The organism is Pleurocapsa minor HA4230-MV1, assembly GCA_019359095.1.
Classification (GTDB): Bacteria; Cyanobacteriota; Cyanobacteriia; order Cyanobacteriales; family Xenococcaceae; genus Waterburya; species Waterburya minor.
This window is the reverse complement of the sequence record JAHHHZ010000021.1, coordinates 190,175-207,950: the sequence shown is the minus strand read 5'-3', so window position 1 is coordinate 207,950 and position 17,776 is coordinate 190,175. Positions and strand designations below refer to the sequence as shown.

Genomic DNA, 17,776 nt, shown 5'->3' with positions numbered 1-17,776 from the left:
TAAATCCGATTCTCAAAAATAATTTTGTGGTAAGCAGTTTATAGTCGTACAAAGTTAGATTAAAATATCAATAGTAATCTGCTCGTAAGTAGACGAGCGACCCCGCGTTATGCGAAGCGGTATCCTTTAGGACGGCGTAAGACGCAAGGGAATGCGCGAGGTAGGAAATAAGAAATAGGAAGTAGTATTTCAAAATTTTTCTAATGTTGTTACGTGTAGCTATAATTCCGCTGAAATTCTATTACCTATTACCCATAAATGTTGTATACCAACAGGATTGAGTATCAGTTGTGCCTAGCTGACAATCAATAACTATTTAAACAGCCAAACTAGAGATCAACACAAAAGATATACAGCTATTTAACATCAACATTAGCGCAGCCATAAAAGTAGCTTTTGCTTCAGTAATATTTAGCACTTGCAGATAGCCAGCTTGCAAAGTAAGAGCGCTATAGGAACAACCAAAAAACATTAAGGGAATGACGATTGATAAAGTTGAAATAGACACAAATCCGATGAAAATTGCAGCTAAAGCTAAAGGAGCGATCGCCACACCCGCTAAGAAAATATCGGTGGCGAAGTTACCTCGATGATGCCACAAACCGCGTAAAATACTTCCTGTTATGATCAAACAAAAAAAAGGAATTAAAGCAATCAAAAATAGCTGCCAAACAGGTGAAGAAAATAATATGCCGACCATATAATAGCTACAAACAAAAAACAAAGAAGATAACAAGCCATAGACAGTTCCCACCTGGATTAACTGCTTGTCTTCTAAGCGTGAAAAAGCAGGCAACAGTCCACCGCTAGGATTGAGCAAAGATAAACCCAGGGTGGTCAAAAAATTGTAAGCTAAGTTTTCTTGACGAGAAACCATGTTGTTTTTACTAAGTCCATTAACTGTTTTTTGTGTGCGACGATAAGCATCATAATTTTGTTGTTGGCGAAATAATTCAGCTGCTTGAGTTAAGTCACTAACCGCCGAGGTCATATTTTGGGATTCTTTATAGGCAATTCCGCGATAATAATGAGCTTGAGGATAATTTTGCTCTTGGGCGATCGCCAAATTGTAAGACTCAATCGCTGGTTCTACGTATCCTAAACTGTAACGCGCTCGACCCTGATAATAATAAGCTTTTGCCACAGTGGGATCGATGTTTAGCACTTCATGGCAATCATTTAATACTCCTTGGTTATCCCCCAGCTTGTAGCGCATTTCGCATCTTTTAAGATAGGCATCGACAAATCGAGGGTTAAGCTTAATTGCTTGACTATAATCATCAATAGCCTGGCGATACTCTTTAGTCTGAGTCCGTAGCAAACCCCGATTATAATAATCCAGATGTGTTTTGGGCGATGCTTTAGCAGACTTTGTTTGAGAATTTGGTTTTGGTTGATTATTTTTGCGTGGTGTTTGAGGCTGCTGAAGAGGAATATTACGGTCGAAACGACGACGTTTTGTGGCGTCAGACAGCACATCGTAAGCTTGAGATATTTGCTTGAACTTTTCGGCCGAAACTGGGTCGTCAGGATTTAAATCAGGATGATATTGACGCGCCAAACCACGAAAAGCTAGCTTAATTTCCTTGAGGCTTGCATTTTGGGATACACCCAAAATTAAGTAATAATTCTCCTTATGATTCTCCGCCCTAGCCATTAATTTCCATTAAATTTCTGTTATCGCCTATGATTTTAGTTTAAAACTTTAAGATCTTAGACATAATTAGCAACTATTATATGTGAGTATACGTAAGTGCTTCTTTTTTGATTGGCGATCTTAAGGATTAATTTTTAAGCCAGAGCCAAGATCGGCATCACTGGCTGCTATAGTATTCATGTCAAACAAGTAATAGAGTCTGGCAAAGTCAACCTACAACATCTATCATAATCTTTTTGTCAGTTTGTAGTTTGTATAAAATACTTAAGTGTTACAATTAAATTATTAACCTACTATAGATGTTACCCCTAAATTAATACAGCTACTATAGTTAGACAAACTTTTAAGTAATTATTCAAAATTATTCAGTTTTTATATTTGTTGAACGATACCCATATTAAATAAAATTTATATGCAAACTTTTTTGATCGTCTGGGTTGGACAAGTCGTATCCTTGTTAGGCACGAAACTGACTGAGTTTGCCTTGGGGTTTTGGATTCTCGACCAAACATATCAAGACACAGGGACAATAACTCAATTCGCTCTGACGATCCTATTTATGTATCTACCCAAGGTGATTATTTCTCCTCTTGCAGGGGTTTTAGTCGATCGTTGGAATCGGCGCTTTGCCATGATTATGAGCGATCTGGGAACAGGACTAGTTACGATCGCTATTCTGGCTTTAGTCTGGACGAATCATCTAGCGGTTTGGCAGATATATCTAGCTTTAATTGTCTCATCAAGTCTTAATGCTTTTCAACAGCCTGCTTACACAGCATCAATTGCCCAATTAGTGCCAAAAAATAACCTAATTCGAGCTAACGGGATGGTACAGGCTTCCTTTGCGATCGCCAAAATTGCTTCTCCAGCGATCGCGGGTTTACTACTACACCGCTTTGGTCTAAAAACTATCTTGTGTATTGATATAAGTACTTTTGCGATCGCGATTTTAACCTTAATTAGCGTCAAGTTTCCCGATTTCAAACGATCTAAAAAAAGCAACAAAGTGGTTAATCAGGTGATTAGCGATGCTGTGGCTGGCTGGAATTATATTGTTCTGCGACCAGGTTTATTACGTCTAGTTTGCTTCATTGCAATTAGCTATTTCACCATGGGGATGATCGAAGTTGTTCTTTGGCCACTACTATATCAACCAGGATCGACGACACAACTAGGTTTTGTCCTGTCTGTTGGTGGCTGTGGCATGTTGCTGGGTAGCGTATTGATGAGCGTCTGGTCAGGGCCTCGTAACCGCGTTAAAGCAATTATTTGTTTTGTTGGTTTGCAGGGATTAATCGTTTTAATTGGTGGTCTCAAGATTTCCCCTGTTATTTTGGCACTTGGGATCTTTGGCTATTTATTTTCCCAGCCAATTATTGTTAGCTGTAACCAAGCAATTTGGCAGAGTAAAGTTCCCAGTCGTCTTCAGGGTAGAGTATTTGCCCTACAGCAAACCTTAGAGCGATCGCTGGCGATCTGTGCTTATTTGTTAGCAGGCCCATTGGTTGATAATGTGCTAAATCCGTTGATGGCAGAAGGCGGGATTATCGCGCAGATGATCGGCAAGGTAATCAATACAGGGATGGGTCAAGGTGTTACCTTACTACTAGTTATCTTAGGTGTGATTAATTTAGTGGTAGTAGCGATCGCCTATCGTGAGCCTCGTTTGCGTTATCTAGAGCAAGAATTACCCGACCGTAATCAGTTGAGGAATGAAGTTAAAACTAAAGTTGCTTTACATTAATTACTACTCAAAACTAGTTGCAGTTAGAAATCAAACTCCTGAAACTTTCATTAACTCTTCCACAGTAGAACAATAGTTTTGCAGACCAAAGCTGGCTGGGGTGACAGGATCGGCATAGGTAAAGTGGCGATAGTCGAGGGAGAAACGACTCCAATCATCCATCTGAATTTTAAATAGCTTAATCAAGATATTGGTTAGCCAGATATAAAGCGGGATGCGTAAATAAATCTTTTTATTAAAATAGCTGGTGATTTGGGCGATCGCCCGATCGACAGAAATAGCAGGATTACCTAAAACAAGACAGCCTATACTTTCAGCAGATGAATTAGGAGCATAATCAAGATTTTCGACCAGATAGCTAATAATCTTAGCGATATCTTGGGCGTGGATGAAGTGAAAACTACCTTCGAGGCTAAACCAACGAATTAAACTAATCCATTTAGTTACGTCGGTGATCCCTGCGCTTAGATGTGAATAGGGCTTATTTTGCTCTCCACCAAAAACTAAAGTCGGGAATACGGCAATGATTTTGTCAGCGACAGCCTGGTGAGAAAGCTGCTCAAAGCACTCATATTTAGTGCGAATATAGTCGTGTCCAAACTGAGAGGCGGGTACAAGTAGCTGGTTGTTGCGGTCTAAAATACTGGCGGTAGAAAAATAAATAACTCGTTCACAAATTTGAGGATTGAGCAGATTAATTAATGATAAAGTCTTAACTACATTAATATCATAAGTTTCCTCTTTCCCTCCCCAAGCTGTCGCTGCCAAGATCGCGATGTTAATTTTGAGTAGCAAATCGCTATATTTTTTAATCTGGGACATGTCCCCCACTAAAAGATGAATTCCTGGACGAGCCTGATAGTTAAATTTGAGCTTGTCAGGATTTCTTACTAGCAGATATAGTTCATGATTAGTATGTTGAATTAAAGCTTCGGTCATATAGTGACCAATACAACCACTCGCGCCAGTAATAAAAATCCGTTTCATAAATTAAAAGCTTTATTAATCAGTAAAAACATATTTTCCCACCAGGTTAAATTTATTATCAGGGTACTTTACATTTTGCTCTTTGCAAAGAAACAAGGCATCTTAAACCATTTCTCTTTAAAATTGCACTTAATATTTTGATTGTTAAGTCTCGCGCCCTAAAGGACTAGCTTCGCGTCGCAAAGACGCAGAGGCGTTTATCCCGCTTAGTTTGGGGCAAAGATTTTATTAGAAGTACATAAGCGGACTTGATTTAATTTAAAATTGACTGAAATTCTCTAAATTCTCTAAATGCTAAAAAGTGTTGAGCAATACTAAATTGGAATTAAAGTGAGTTACACTTATGTAAGTGGAATATCTTACGATTTCTAAACTTTAAATTGAGGTATATGGGCTAATGACTACTTTAAAGTTGACTAAGCAAGACATTGTGGGAATTACTGAAGAGCAAGTTGCTGTTATTGCTAGTCGTTTGGAACAGGATGAATATAATAGCCCTTTTGAAGCCTTAGAAGATTGGCATTTGCTGCGGGCGATCGCCTTTCAACGAGAAGAGCTAGCACAGCCTTATATCCACTTATTAGATATTGAAGCCTACGACGAAGCTTAGAGTGAATAAGCATTGAGCATTATGTAATCAAGATAGTGTTGCCAAAATTCGCAGAGGAAATAAAGACAAGTTTTAAATTTGATTTATTTTTCTCTAAGCTTGTCCTGTACTTAATTATTTTGAGTTAAAAACACTTTTCGGGATCGCTTAAATAATTACTATGTTGGCAATGCTTGATTATGAAAAAGCTAAATTTTATCGCTGTGATCGAAGAATTAAATCATCAAGGAATGTGCGATGCTTCAGCAGCGATCGCTGTTGAAAAGAGCGATTATGTTATTGTTGCTAATGATGAAGATAATATTTTGAGAGTTTATCAGGCTAAAAAATCTGGCAAACCAACTCAGGAAATTGACCTTAATCACTATTTTAAAAATAATTCTAAGCAAAAAGAAGTAGATATCGAAGGGGCAGCACTACTAGATGGAGTGGTTTATTGGATTACTTCACATGGAAGAAATAAAAAAGGCAAGTTAAAGCTTCAACGTCACCACTTTTTTGGGACGAAAATCACTGTTGAAGGAAAAAATATTTCTGTTGAGCAATCGGGTACTTCTTATGAAAACCTTTTGCAAGATCTACGGGATTCATTAGAAGATCAAGAACTCAAACAATACTTTGAATCAATCGATCTAGATAAACATCTAACTCCTGAATCAAAAGATGGCATAAATATAGAAGGATTATGTACTACTCCTAATCAAGATTTATTAATTGGTTTTCGCAATCCCGTTCCTGACGGAAAAGCCTTACTAATTCCTTTAAAAAACCCAGCCGAATTAGTCCGCCAAGAAAATTCGTCGGCTCAGTTCGGAGAGCCAATTAGGCTTGATCTAGGAGGATTAGGGATTAGAAGTATTGAATACTGGGAAAAATATCAGACTTATATTATTTGTGCAGGAGCTTTTGATGATAGTAGCAACTTCTGCCTTTATCAATGGTCGGGAAACTCAGCAGAAAATCCAGAAATGATTGAAGGAATTGTTTTTCCTCAAGATTTTCGCCCAGAGTCTGTTTTATTTTATCCCAATCAAGACGATCGCTTGCATATTCTCAGTGATGATGGTGGTCTTAAACTAGATGGCACAACTGAGTGTAAAAAGTTACCCAGTGAGCAAAGATCTTTCAGGAGTATTTGGGTGAAAGTTACAGCAGTTTTCGATTGAGTAGACGCATTAATTTATCGAAGTAATGGGTAATGGGTTTTATCCAATTGAAATTCGCTGTAATTAATAAATTAGATCGTTGCGTCATTACAAAAAGCTAGGTAAGGACAGTAGGCGCATTTTTCAGTGGTTGGGGTGGCTATATAGTCACCCTGGCTTATTTTTTGTGCTAGAGAATAGGCTTCCTCGGCAATTTCTGCTAAATGGCTTGGTGTAAAACTATGGATCTTGTCGTGGCGTAAATAGACGATGTGAGCATGAGGATGATTTAAAGCGGCTGCATATACCCAAAGTTGGAAACGGTGATCTTGGGGTTGGATAGTGCGATCGCTTTTATAGTCTAATACCCAATCATTACCCACCAAATCAATTACGCCGTTGAAGGTTAGGCGATCGAGTTTAAAGCTAATCTGTTGTTCTTTGGCTACGGCTGTCTGACGAAGGTGTTGATATACAGGTAATTTAAAGAATCTGATGGCTAAAGCGATCGCCTCGTCACATACTGATTGTGACCAATCGGCTTCGGCAAAGGGTAATAAGTCTTGAGCTTTGGTCAGGTTATGTTCTAAAGCTTTATGCACTAATGTCCCTGTTTGCATACTGTAAGCAAAGCCTTCTCCTAAACCTGGATGTCCATCGATAAAGTGTAGTTTAAACCGTTGAGGACAGCGAGCATAGTCGGTTAAAGCAGTAACAGGTAGTTCTGATAAGCCTGAACCCAGAGGATTTAATAATAGCGGTGGCAGATGTTCTGGTAAAACAGGAGTTTGAAGTATGGGAGGCAGTGCTTTATTGTCAGTGTAGGGAATGGTAAAAGTTGGAACATTGGCAGCAGATATACCCCGCTGTAGAAGGTTTAGTTCTCCTTTGTAAGGTTCAGCAGCACTCAAGATTAGATAATCTCTAGCTCTAGTCAAGGCAACGTATAATACTCGAATAGCTTCCCCGCGATCTTTTTGTGATTGAAGATATTCTAGCCAGTTGTACAGTACTGGTTTTTGAGTTTTTCCTAGTAGGGTTTTACTGGTTACTGCCACTCCTAATTGAGCATCAAAACGGATTGCTGGATCGGACTTACGGCGTTCTTTACTCAGATCCGCCACAATTACCACACCCCACTCTAAACCTTTAGCCGCATAGATCGTCATTAACGAGACAGCGTTATTCACTGCTATGATCGGGCGGGGTACTGCTACCTCTTGTTCAGACAAACGCTTGAGGCGACGCACTACTCCAAATAGATCGTAAGTGCCTTGTTCTAGATCCTTAACTAACTGTCCAAATCCGCGCCAATCTGCCAATCTTCTGTCCGCGCCCGCTAAATTAGCAATTACTGCCGTATATCCTGTTAAACGATCTACAAGCTGCAAAATACGCGAGGGCATTTCCGATTGACGAGATTTTAATAGCTGTTGCAAGACTCTAACTGGGCGAGATAATTCGCTCAACTGACATTTTTCTAGTTCACTCCACCAGCAGGTATCTCGATCTGCTTGGCGCTCAAAAGATTCCCGTACTTGAAATAAAAGGCGATCGCTGATGGCAAAAAAAGGACTCCGCAATACTGCTACTAAAGCAATATCATCCCGTGGATTAGCCAGAAATCGTAGTAAAGCCGTGGCATCTTTCGCTTCTCTGGTAGCTAATAAATTACCCCCTCCCGCAGGGGCGACAGGAATACCAATTGCTGCTAATGCTTCGCCGTATACTTCTAAAGGTTGCCAGGTACGAGTCAAAATAGCAATATCTTTGGGTTCAAGGGGGCGTATCTGTCTAGTTTGCCGATCGAATACAGGAGTCTGGCGATCGAGCATCTGCTTAATTTTTTCTGCTAGGCTAAATGCTTCTACTCGCTGTCGGTTCGCCTTATTGGGCTTCGGTGGTTTCTCTTCACCTTCTTTAGTTAGTGGATCGCCAATAACTAACACTTGTAAATATTGATCCGTTGCGCTGCTTCCTGCTGCTGGTTTTGACTGACGAAAAGCATTGAGATCCTGATGGTTTTCTGCTAGCAAGGGGGCAAAGATTTGATTAAACTGCTCGATCAAAGTTTCATGGGTGCGAAAGCTGGTACTAAGAATAACTTCCTTGCCGTTGTTCCCCAAAATGCGATCGCGAAACTGTTGAAATACGCGAATATCCGCCCGCCGAAAGCCATAGATTGACTGTTTGATATCCCCCACAATAGTTAATTCTGCCTGAGCGGTGAGGGTGTTGAGCAATTCCGCCTGGGTGGGGTTAGTATCCTGAAATTCATCAATTAAAAATACTTGCCAACGTTGATGATAATAGTCTTGTACCTGAGTATTACTTAATGCCTGTAGGGCGTATAGTTCTAAATCGCTAAAGGTAAGTACCTTTCTCTGTAGCTTAAGACGACTAAGATAAGCTGTAACCTCTTGATAGGCTTCGGTTAAGGCGGGCAGAATTAATTTTAACTGCTCATCAGCCTCACCGATCGCTAAATCTAGTAACCCTTGACTGGTAACTTTTTTAACCAACTCTCTTAAAGTTTTTAAGGCATCTTTGACAGTTTTCATATCCTGCCAATTCTTGTCACTGCCGACTCTTAGGTTAACCTGTTCAATAGTTGCGATCGCGGAGCGTACCCGAAGGGTTATCGCTGTATCAATATTTTCCGCAGCTTCTAAATCGGCGATCGCTTGTAAGACTGACAGACGAATTGCTTCTAACTTATCCCCTGCTTGCCCTTGATGCTGTTGTAATACCTCTTTACTAGACTGCCATGCCCCATCATTAACTATGGTTTTTACCGCCTGGATACGGGCATTGACAATTAATTCCTCCCAGTCTTGAATCCCCTGCTGTAAAGCTTTGTGCGCCGTATAAGGATCGTCGAGCAACTTGCTTAAAACATCCTGCAAGAGAGAATAAGGAATGAGCTGAAAAACCTCTGGAGATAGTTGCGTCAGTGCCTGCTGTAGTCCATCATCTAACCAGACTTGCCCTTCTAGATCATCCAATACCTGAAAATCCGCAGGAATGTTAATGAGCTGAAAGTGTTCTTGAGCGACTCTGGCAGCAAGGGCATGGATTGTACTAATTTGAGCAGCTTCCAACTCGGCAAGCAGATCCAAACGCTGGGGTAACTCTTGACTAACTAAAGAGCGGATACGCGATCGCAATTCTGTAGCAGCCTTCTCGGTAAAAGTTACCGCGACTATCTCTAACGGTGATAAATCTCTCTCCCGCAGATAATAAAGATATCGCTCCGCCAACATATGTGTCTTACCCGTACCCGCTCCTGCTGTAATCACTACGCTACAGTTTGCATAGGCTGCTGCTTGTTGTTCGGGGGTAAGATTGGGCATGATTACTGATTACTGATTACTGATTACTGATTACTGATTACTGATTACTGATTACTGGTGACTGGTTACTGATTACAGGCGATCGCTTGAACAGAAAATCAATTAAGTAGGTAGGCAAAATAATTGATCAAACCCCTACCCTTAGAGCTATTTGTCCTAAAGGATACCGCTCCGCATATTACTCTTTACTCGTTACTTGTTACTCCCTAACCTCATTTCCAATTTAATTACACCCACCTACTTAGGTGAATCAAAATGAGCTGAGAAACTTAGTAAAGTTTTAAACGCTTCTGCAATATCTCCTCGAAAATCATTAGATTTATTCATTATTTTTTACTAAATAGTCTGATTTTTAGCGAAAAATGCATGATTTAGCTATGGTAAGAATACGTCTGTGCCTTCAGCTAATTTTTTGTTTTATGAGTAATAGTCTATATCAAGATATTCGCGAGTTTTATGATGCTTCTAGTGAACTATGGGAGTCTATCTGGGGCGAACATATGCACCACGGTTACTATGGTAAAAATGGTAATTACAAGCTCGATCGCCGTCAGGCACAAATCGAACTAATTGAAGAGTTATTACTTTGGAGTGGTTATAACAGTGGTCATAACAAAGGTAATCCCCCGCAAAATATAATTGACGTTGGCTGCGGTATTGGTGGCAGCACTCTACACCTAGCACAAAAATTTGGCTGCAAAGCCACAGGCATCACTCTCTCTCCTGTTCAAGCATCAAGAGCTAAGGAAAGAGCAGCAGCAGCAGGTTTAGAAGGTCGAGTAAATTTTGAAGTGGCTAATGCCCTAGATATGCCTTTTGGGGACAATACTTTTGACCTGGTATGGTCGTTAGAAAGTGGCGAACATATGCCAAATAAAGCTAAGTTCCTCTCGGAATGCTATCGTGTGCTAAAACCAGGCGGAAAAATGATCTTTGCTACCTGGTGTCATCGAGAGACTGATTCCTTAGCAGGAGATTTAACTCCTAATGAGGTGGCTCATCTTAAAGAAATTTATCGAGTGTATTGCTTGCCTTACGTCATTTCACTCTCGGAGTATCGGAAAATTGTTACAGAGTGCGGTTTCCAAAACATGAAATCTGATGATTGGTCGATCGCAGTTGAGCCATTTTGGGATGTGGTGATTGATTCGGCGATCGCTCCCAAGGCAATTACTGGCTTATTTAAAGCAGGTTGGCAGACGATCCAAGGAGCATTATCTTTGGGCTTAATGAGCAGTGGTTATAGCAAAGGATTGGTTCGTTTTGGGCTAATTTGTGCGAGTAAATAAAAAGGCTAAATAAACATGCCAGCGGTAATTTTATGAAAATCGATCATGTTCATTTCTACACTAGGAATGCAGCACGAACAAGAGACTGGTTTATCCGCAATGTTGGCTTTCAAGCGATCGGCAACTGCATTAGTCAACATACCCACACAGAGTTAATTGCGCTTAATTCTGCTTATTTTGTCATTTCTTCTCCCCTCAACTCCACTAGTCCAGTAGCTCAATATCTCAAGCATCATCCAGAAGGAGTTGCGGATCTGGCATTCAGGGTAAAGAATTTGGCTGCCACGATTGAGCGTAGTCAACCTTTAGGAGTAAAAATCGTGCAAAATATTCAGCCATGGCAATCATTCCAGGGTAAGTTTAAATTTGCTCAGATTACTGGCTGGCAAAATTTACAGCACACTTTGATTGAAGCTACAGAAGAACCTGACTGCTGTGTTCCCATTGCTCTCAAACCCTATAAGAGCGATCGCCATAGTCAGTCTCATATTACTCAGATCGATCATATAGTTCTAAATGTAGCTCAGGGTAAATTAGACCCCGCTGTTAAACTGTATCAAGAATTATTTAACTTTAAAGTTCAGCAAAGCTTTAAGATCGAGACCAACAGTTCGGGGTTAACTAGCCAGGCTCTCATTGATGATGTGGGGGAAGTGCAGTTTAATATCAATCAACCGACTACAGCTAATTCCCAAATTCAAGAATTTATTGATGTTAATGGTGGATCGGGCATTCAACATTTAGCCTTGCGATCGCAAAATTTAATTGCTGATGTTGCTCAAATGCAAGAAAGAGTAAAGTTTTTAACTGTTCCCCAGGCTTATTACGATTGTCTTAAACCATTGTTGTCTTTGAATGCAGAGGAAAAAGCTGCCGTGGCTCAACAGCAAATTTTAGTTGATAGCGATTGGACTTCCCCCCACTCCTTATTAATGCAGATCTTTACTCAACCTATTTTTGAACAACCAACCTTTTTCTTAGAATTTATTGAACGTAGACATTCCGCTCAGGGTTTTGGTCAAGGTAATTTTCAAGCATTATTTGAGGCAGTAGAAAGACAAAGCAAACAACTTTCTCCTATCCATAATCGGGATCAGACGACGGTACAGTAAAAATATAGAAATTCCTGCTAGAAGTTAAATGCGATCGCCCGATCTTCTGTAACTTTTCTTCCTGCTGAACTAATTATTATTTTTCTGGTAAAACTAAACCATGATGAGCATAAATTTTAAATCCATCTGCATATTCTATTGCAGCTTCTCCCTTTGCATGGAGATTGTTGCAATTGTCTAATAGAATTTTGATAGGGCGATCGCAAACAAAGCAAACTGCTCTAAAAGGAATGATGACCTTGCAATCAATTATTATCGATTTGTATATTCTTAATAGTTCTGAATCGTATTTGTGTATAATTACATCGTTAAAATAATCAGTAAACCATGCACCAGATATAGGTATTTCCCAAAAACTTTCTATAGTATTAGAAGACAATTTATTGATAAGTTTATTTTTAATTTTGTCTATTGATTTAACTCGTGGATCATATTTAATCCAATTGTTGTTGACTTTAATTTGGCAAAAGCTGCTAGCATAACCATACGATATAGCATTAATAACATCATATAAACCATAGGATAGATTTGCATCCGAAATTATATCCAAATAGTATTTTAATTCTATATATTAAAGAATTATTGGTCGAAACTGATTAAAAACTTGATAGCTAAAATTATTAACCAACGGTTTACCTAGCCTATTACCAATTTTTTTTAAAAGAGGCTCTTTTTCTGATAACCATAAGTTAGGTATTCTTTGCTCTAACAAACTCATAAAATTTTTACAAATTGATTGTATACTTTCAAAAAATAATATTTCAGGTGGGCAATACCCAAGAAATTGATATGCTGCCTGAATGGTTTTTATTGCCTGCTGGTGATCTAGTTGTTTTGTGGACAAAGCAATATTACGCCATTTTTCTATATATATAGGAATTAATGCTTTTTGTTGTGGAGTTAATTGAAGAATTTTAGACATTAATTTAAGATAAATAAATTAGTTTGTTGTTATTAAATTCTAACAAAATTCACAACAACTATAATTGTAATAATGTTTAAATTTAGCGAGATATTTTTTAAAATAGACTATTATATAGATCACTTTTCATGAAGAAAAAGTTTATCAAGGCAGCGATCGCATTTACTCACCCTTATTAACACAAATCGATTTGACAGTCGAGCAAGTATTACAAGCAAGGTAAAAATAATTTGAACAATTAGGTGGCAATTTGAGGTTTGATAATGAGGTTTGATAAATATAATTCCACTCGCCATGAAAAGCTCAACCTTCTAATTCTTCAATAAACTCAGCCTCAATTGTTAGCTGGTCTTCGTTAAATCCTCTTTGAATAAATCTATCCAATAGATTTGAATCGAGCTTATTTAAGACATAGCTTTGAGATTTTAATACATAACTGGTATCTGTTAGCCAGTAAATTTTTAGTTGATTTTGCTGCCAAAACCAGACTTCCTTCACGTTCAAAGTCTGATATTTTTTCAAATCGGCAACGCCACCGCTGGAAAAAACTACTTCAATAGCTAAGTCAGGAATTTCTTTTTCATTTTCAAAGCAGTAGGAAGCATCGGGCTGTTTGCCTGCCACTGGAGGGTTTTTTATATCTGATGAGCCGAAAGCAAAATACTTTAGCTGATATTTTCGGCAGTAAGCATTGATTAAACAAATTATTATTTGAACAATACGTTCGTGATTTCGGCTTGGAGCCATAATTGATATTATTCCCTCAAAATAGTCGAGACGATAGTTGGAGCTATTACTATCAGTTAGTTGCAGATAATCTTCCCAAGTCATGTCTGCCAGGATGATAGTTTTATCTTTTCCTCTAGTGCGACTATCCTCTAAGGGTAAATTTAATTCGAGTTTGAACACAATTTATTTGTAACGCGCTATTGTCACATTCTCCAAAGCTTTATGGCTATTTTACCGCAACCAAAATCAAAAAACAGGAAAATAGCTCTTGGAAACATCTTTAAGGTATTCCAAATATTGTCCAGGGCTATTTCGTTCTAACTGTAGTGAACCAAGAAATAAATTTCTTGGCTTAAAATTAAAGTCCGTTTAAACGGACTTAATGTATTTAGACAGAGAATAAATTTTCTGGATATATGAGAATGAAATAGCCCTGAAATATTGTCAGTTTAATCAGCTATCTATTTTGTCTGTCAAAAAAATCTTTCTTTAGGCTCGTGTTTATCTTTCTTTTAACTAGAAAAATAAATAATAAATACAATCATAGAAACTATGGAAAAGACCTTGTTCGATAAAATCTTCCGTGACAGCAATGGTAATATTGTTATTGCTCAACCACCAAACTTACCTATCATTGTCTGGGGTGTAGCTAGTTTGCTCAAACTAATTTTTACAACTGGCTTGATCAATGTAGGGTTAAACCTAGTAGCTTTTGGCTCATTGTTTACTTGGGCGTGGCTTGAATTGTTTCAAGGCGTTAATTATTTTCGCAGGACGTTAGGTTTCGTTGTGTTAGTTGGATTTATTGGGCTAAGAATTTTTAACAATAATCCAATTTAAACTCGGTAGTCATGCTAAATAAAATATTTAGTCTTTCGTCTAGCTAGTAGGTTGGATTGAGGCACGAAACCCAAGGATTAAAAGATTTTGTTGGGTTTCACGCTTGGTTCTACCCAACCTACCAAGTTTCTTATTACTAATTTTCTTGAGTACTCTTGTAGCTACATTACTTGTTCAAGTTCCCTTTTAATAGTTATGGTAAATGATTATTTATTCAGGCGATCGCATATCCTCTTTTTCATCAGCTTCAACTTGCTGTTAATTCCGTATTTACTGGATAAAAATATTGTGTCAATTACAAATTAACAGATAACTAATGCTTGAATCTATCATTAATACAATTAACTCTCTTGGTTATGTAGGAATTGCTCTATTAATGGCATTGGAAAACATCATTCCTCCAATTCCTTCCGAGTTGATTATGCCTTTGGCAGGATTTACAGTTACCCAAGGAAACTTGAATTTTTTTGGGGTAGTAATTGCTGGAACTTTTGGTTCAGTAATAGGTGCAACTCCTTGGTATTTTCTGGGTAAATTTTGGGGATTAAAAAGAACTAAAACAATTGCCGATCGCTATGGCAAATGGCTTACTATTTCTGGAAAAGATGTGCAGCAAGCAAAGGATTGGTTTGATCGAAAGGGTGATATAGCTACTGCCCTTGGCCGTCTTATTCCTGGCATTCGCACCTATATTTCTGTGCCAGCAGGTATTAGTAAAATGCCAATATTACCATTTTTCTTTTATTCAACCTTGGGTAGTATTGTTTGGATAACTTTTTTGACAGCATCGGGTTATCTTTTAGGTGCTAACTATAAACTAGTAGCAATATATTTAAAACCTATTTCTATTTTAGTTTTACTAGTAATTATAGCGCTTTCTATTTATTGGGTAATTAAAAGAAACAGAACTTCTATGCGCAATAAGAAAAGGTAATCTTTTTTGCGATAAATTAGTAATTAACTGAATCTGATGCAGGGCTATTTCATTCTCATATATCCAGAGAATAAATTCTCTGTCTAAGTACATTAAGTCCGTTTAAACGGACTTTGTTTTTAAGCCAAGAAATTTATTTCTTGGTTTACTACAGTTAGAACGAGATAGCCCTAAATCAGATTGACACCGAATCACGTCCCAACTGGGCAAAACTCTCACAACTTCCTCAAGCTTTTAATCTATCTTGATAGTATGGAGCAGAAACCAGTAAATAAAATGAATGCAGTTTTTTCTGATCGACGTGATGCAGGTCAAAAATTAGCTCAACAGCTTTTAGCCTATACAAATAGTTCTCAAGCGATAGTTTTGGGATTACCTCGCGGTGGCGTACCTGTGGCTTACGAAATAGCCAAGAGTTTAAACATTCCCTTAGACGTATGCTTGGTCAGAAAACTAGGCTTACCTGGATATCCAGAAACAGCAATGGGAGCCGTAGCAGAAGATGCTTTACTAAACAACTATAGCGGTAGCATTACGATTATTGATCGAGATACAGCTCAAACTAATGGACTTAGCCCAGAACGGATACAGGCGATCGCTGCCAAAGAAAAAGCTGAATTAAGATGGCGTGAATCTTGTTATCGTCATTCTCGCCCGATGCTGACAATTGACCATCGCACTGTTATCGTGGTTGATGATGGTCTGGCTACTGGTCTAACGATGCACGCTGCTGTGGAAGTATTACGTCAACACCAGCCAGCCGAAATTATTATTGCGACTCCTGTGGCTTCTCGGCAGGCGATCGCCAAATTAAAACACCAAGTAAATCAGATGATCTGTCTAGTAACACCCAAATCTCTAGGTGCAGTGGGGTTTTGGTATGAAAATTTTACCCAAACAACAGACCAAGAAGTCTGCAATCTACTGGTACAACAGACTTGTCAAAATTTGACGGAGTCCTGTTAGTAGAGTTGGCTATTATTGATTGATTAGCTGATGATTTTACTTACTTTTCTTGATAATTCTCAATTCTTTCTCGAAACTGGCGTAGCTGCTCTTCGTCTGGTTCTATTTCCATAGGAGTAGGCAAAGGTTTCGGTGCAGATTGGTTATCTAGAAGTTCGGGCTTCGGTTTGACTTCTACCTGTCTTTGTTGCTGCTGTTGACGCATCCTTGCCTGTCTTTCTTGTTCCAATCGTTCTTGTTGTGCCTGTTTTACCTGTCTTTGCTGCTGTTCTTGGCGTTCTTTTCTTTCTTGTTCTTTTTTTTCTTGCTCTTGGCGGGCAAGGCGATCGTATTCGGAACCCTCTACAGTAAAATTAATTTTGACTTGGACTGATGCTGCATTACCACCAGGGGGAGAACTAAACTCCATTTGTCTAGCTGCCAATAATGCCTGTCGATTGACTTGACTGTTACTATCGGCAGAGGCTAACTCTGCGCCGATTACATTACCAGTGGAATCGATAGTTAATTTTACTCCCGCGCTACCTTCTACTCCTTCTAAGGCATCAGGGTACTCTGGTTCACAGTTATTAACACAAGCAATTCCTGGCTCACTACCAGACTCAGTACCTGATAACGCGCTGTTATTGCTATTGGTCGCGACTTCACCAGACACTTCTGAGCTATTACTGCCATTATAGTCATTGTTGTTATTGGCAGAATCTGAAGCCGAACTAGTTGGTACTGAAACACTCGATGGTGAAGCGGAGGTGGGAGCGGTTAAAAGCTTTTTGGGAGTTGGTTGTGGTGGTTCTGGTTTAGCTACAGGCGGGGGTGGCGTTACCGCTTTAACTGGTTCTGGCTTAGGTACTGGCGGGGGTGGCGTTACCGCTTTGACTGGTTCTGGCTTAGGTACTGGCGGAGGTGTAGTTACCGCTTTGACTGGTTCTGGTTGGGGAGTTGGTTTGGGTTCCGATTTGACTATTGGTTTTGATTCGATCTGAGGTTGAGGTTTTATTTTAACTTCTGGCGGCTTTGGTTTGGGCTTTGGTTTTGGTCGATCCACAATGACCAATTCCAGCGGTTTTTTAACTTGGGGTGACTCAACCGATAAATAAGGAAGTGCATAGGCAGCTATCCCATGTAGTAATGTAGAACTAGCAAAACCAAATATCAGTAATTTTTTCAGCTGTTGCTGTTCTTGCTGACGTTGCTCAATACAAAACTTAGAAGTAGACATTAGTAATAATTTTTAGTTTGAAGCTGAAAGTTTTAGCAAGTTCCTAACTTAAGGCAACAACCACAATACGAGGAAGCCTGTGGCGGAGGTGATTAACTATTGACAATAGCGTTATCTGTAATAAACTTATTGATATTAATTACTATTAGCGAATAGTATCATAAAAAAAGTATTTTTTAAAGCAACGGCTAATCTTTCTATTTAAGTAGTTTATTTGATAGTGACAAGATCAGCTGCATCACCTAATAAATTGTCCGTTCTAGCTTCTC

Annotated in this window: 15 protein-coding genes; 8 read left to right on the top strand and 7 right to left on the bottom strand. The window is 38.9% G+C overall.

The genetic code is table 11. From position 1 onward, the window contains the following. Positions 1-316 precede the first annotated feature (316 nt). The gene (locus KME09_13185) at positions 317-1,657 is read right to left on the bottom strand and encodes a DnaJ domain-containing protein (GenBank protein ID MBW4534882.1); all 1,341 of its coding nucleotides are present in this window, start codon (positions 1,655-1,657) and stop codon (positions 317-319) included. 412 nt (positions 1,658-2,069) lie between these two features. Between KME09_13185 and KME09_13180 the strand changes: the two genes are divergently transcribed. Continuing rightward, positions 2,070-3,401, top strand: a complete 1,332-nt coding sequence (locus tag KME09_13180) for an MFS transporter (GenBank protein ID MBW4534881.1) — start codon at positions 2,070-2,072, stop codon at positions 3,399-3,401. Between the two features lie 30 nt (positions 3,402-3,431). On the opposite strand, the gene KME09_13175 is transcribed toward KME09_13180, so the two are convergent. Continuing rightward, entirely contained in the window at positions 3,432-4,388 is a 957-nt protein-coding gene (locus KME09_13175) for an NAD(P)-dependent oxidoreductase (protein MBW4534880.1), read from the bottom strand. 397 nt (positions 4,389-4,785) lie between these two features. On the opposite strand from KME09_13175, the gene KME09_13170 reads away from it, so the two are divergent. Together KME09_13170 and KME09_13165 are read left to right on the top strand one after the other, a co-directional pair. Then, entirely contained in the window at positions 4,786-4,998 is a 213-nt protein-coding gene (locus KME09_13170) for a DUF2555 domain-containing protein (protein ID MBW4534879.1), read from the top strand. A 179-nt stretch (positions 4,999-5,177) separates the two neighbouring features. After that, the gene (locus tag KME09_13165) at positions 5,178-6,164 is read left to right on the top strand and encodes a DUF3616 domain-containing protein (protein MBW4534878.1); all 987 of its coding nucleotides are present in this window, start codon (positions 5,178-5,180) and stop codon (positions 6,162-6,164) included. A 71-nt stretch (positions 6,165-6,235) separates the two neighbouring features. Here KME09_13165 and KME09_13160 read toward each other — a convergent pair whose 3' ends face one another. After that, the gene (locus KME09_13160) at positions 6,236-9,496 is read right to left on the bottom strand and encodes a UvrD-helicase domain-containing protein (GenBank protein MBW4534877.1); all 3,261 of its coding nucleotides are present in this window, start codon (positions 9,494-9,496) and stop codon (positions 6,236-6,238) included. A gap of 419 nt (positions 9,497-9,915) precedes the next feature. Here KME09_13160 and KME09_13155 point away from each other — a divergent pair, with 419 nt between their 5' ends. Next, positions 9,916-10,785, top strand: a complete 870-nt coding sequence (locus tag KME09_13155; GenBank protein MBW4534876.1) for a methyltransferase domain-containing protein — start codon at positions 9,916-9,918, stop codon at positions 10,783-10,785. 32 nt (positions 10,786-10,817) lie between these two features. Next, positions 10,818-11,897 carry a 4-hydroxyphenylpyruvate dioxygenase gene (hppD, locus tag KME09_13150; GenBank protein ID MBW4534875.1) on the top strand — a complete coding sequence of 360 codons (1,080 nt, stop codon included), beginning with the start codon at positions 10,818-10,820 and terminating at the stop codon, positions 11,895-11,897. Positions 11,898-11,973: 76 nt separating this feature from the next. Here the strand turns inward: hppD and KME09_13145 are convergent, their stop codons facing one another. The 3 genes from KME09_13145 to KME09_13135 form a co-directional block, all read right to left on the bottom strand. Then, entirely contained in the window at positions 11,974-12,447 is a 474-nt protein-coding gene (locus tag KME09_13145) for a hypothetical protein (protein MBW4534874.1), read from the bottom strand. 21 nt (positions 12,448-12,468) lie between these two features. Then, entirely contained in the window at positions 12,469-12,819 is a 351-nt protein-coding gene (locus KME09_13140) for a hypothetical protein (protein MBW4534873.1), read from the bottom strand. A 303-nt stretch (positions 12,820-13,122) separates the two neighbouring features. Then, positions 13,123-13,728: a Uma2 family endonuclease gene (locus tag KME09_13135; GenBank protein ID MBW4534872.1), complete on the bottom strand. Its 606-nt coding sequence runs from the start codon at positions 13,726-13,728 to the stop codon at positions 13,123-13,125. Between the two features lie 372 nt (positions 13,729-14,100). Between KME09_13135 and KME09_13130 the strand changes: the two genes are divergently transcribed. The 3 genes from KME09_13130 (at position 14,101) to KME09_13120 (ending at position 16,288) form a co-directional block, all read left to right on the top strand. Next, complete coding sequence (locus tag KME09_13130) at positions 14,101-14,388, top strand: hypothetical protein (protein MBW4534871.1); 288 nt, start codon at positions 14,101-14,103, stop codon at positions 14,386-14,388. Positions 14,389-14,704: 316 nt separating this feature from the next. Then, positions 14,705-15,322, top strand: a complete 618-nt coding sequence (locus KME09_13125) for a DedA family protein (GenBank protein ID MBW4534870.1) — start codon at positions 14,705-14,707, stop codon at positions 15,320-15,322. A 276-nt stretch (positions 15,323-15,598) separates the two neighbouring features. Continuing rightward, on the top strand, positions 15,599-16,288 hold the full coding sequence (locus tag KME09_13120; protein ID MBW4534869.1) for a phosphoribosyltransferase: 690 nt from the start codon (positions 15,599-15,601) through the stop codon (positions 16,286-16,288). Between the two features lie 40 nt (positions 16,289-16,328). On the opposite strand, the gene KME09_13115 is transcribed toward KME09_13120, so the two are convergent. After that, on the bottom strand, positions 16,329-17,507 hold the full coding sequence (locus KME09_13115) for an energy transducer TonB (GenBank protein ID MBW4534868.1): 1,179 nt from the start codon (positions 17,505-17,507) through the stop codon (positions 16,329-16,331). Positions 17,508-17,776 lie beyond the last annotated feature (269 nt).

Coding starts and splice junctions, on each gene's coding strand:
- KME09_13185 (MBW4534882.1), bottom strand. CDS start 1,657: ATGGCTAGGGCGGAGAATCATAAGGAGAATTATTACTTAATTTTGGGT.
- KME09_13180 (MBW4534881.1), top strand. CDS start 2,070: ATGCAAACTTTTTTGATCGTCTGGGTTGGACAAGTCGTATCCTTGTTA.
- KME09_13175 (MBW4534880.1), bottom strand. CDS start 4,388: ATGAAACGGATTTTTATTACTGGCGCGAGTGGTTGTATTGGTCACTAT.
- KME09_13170 (MBW4534879.1), top strand. CDS start 4,786: ATGACTACTTTAAAGTTGACTAAGCAAGACATTGTGGGAATTACTGAA.
- KME09_13165 (MBW4534878.1), top strand. CDS start 5,178: ATGAAAAAGCTAAATTTTATCGCTGTGATCGAAGAATTAAATCATCAA.
- KME09_13160 (MBW4534877.1), bottom strand. CDS start 9,496: ATGCCCAATCTTACCCCCGAACAACAAGCAGCAGCCTATGCAAACTGT.
- KME09_13155 (MBW4534876.1), top strand. CDS start 9,916: ATGAGTAATAGTCTATATCAAGATATTCGCGAGTTTTATGATGCTTCT.
- hppD (MBW4534875.1), top strand. CDS start 10,818: ATGAAAATCGATCATGTTCATTTCTACACTAGGAATGCAGCACGAACA.
- KME09_13140 (MBW4534873.1), bottom strand. CDS start 12,819: ATGTCTAAAATTCTTCAATTAACTCCACAACAAAAAGCATTAATTCCT.
- KME09_13130 (MBW4534871.1), top strand. CDS start 14,101: ATGGAAAAGACCTTGTTCGATAAAATCTTCCGTGACAGCAATGGTAAT.
- KME09_13125 (MBW4534870.1), top strand. CDS start 14,705: ATGCTTGAATCTATCATTAATACAATTAACTCTCTTGGTTATGTAGGA.
- KME09_13120 (MBW4534869.1), top strand. CDS start 15,599: ATGAATGCAGTTTTTTCTGATCGACGTGATGCAGGTCAAAAATTAGCT.
- KME09_13115 (MBW4534868.1), bottom strand. CDS start 17,507: ATGTCTACTTCTAAGTTTTGTATTGAGCAACGTCAGCAAGAACAGCAA.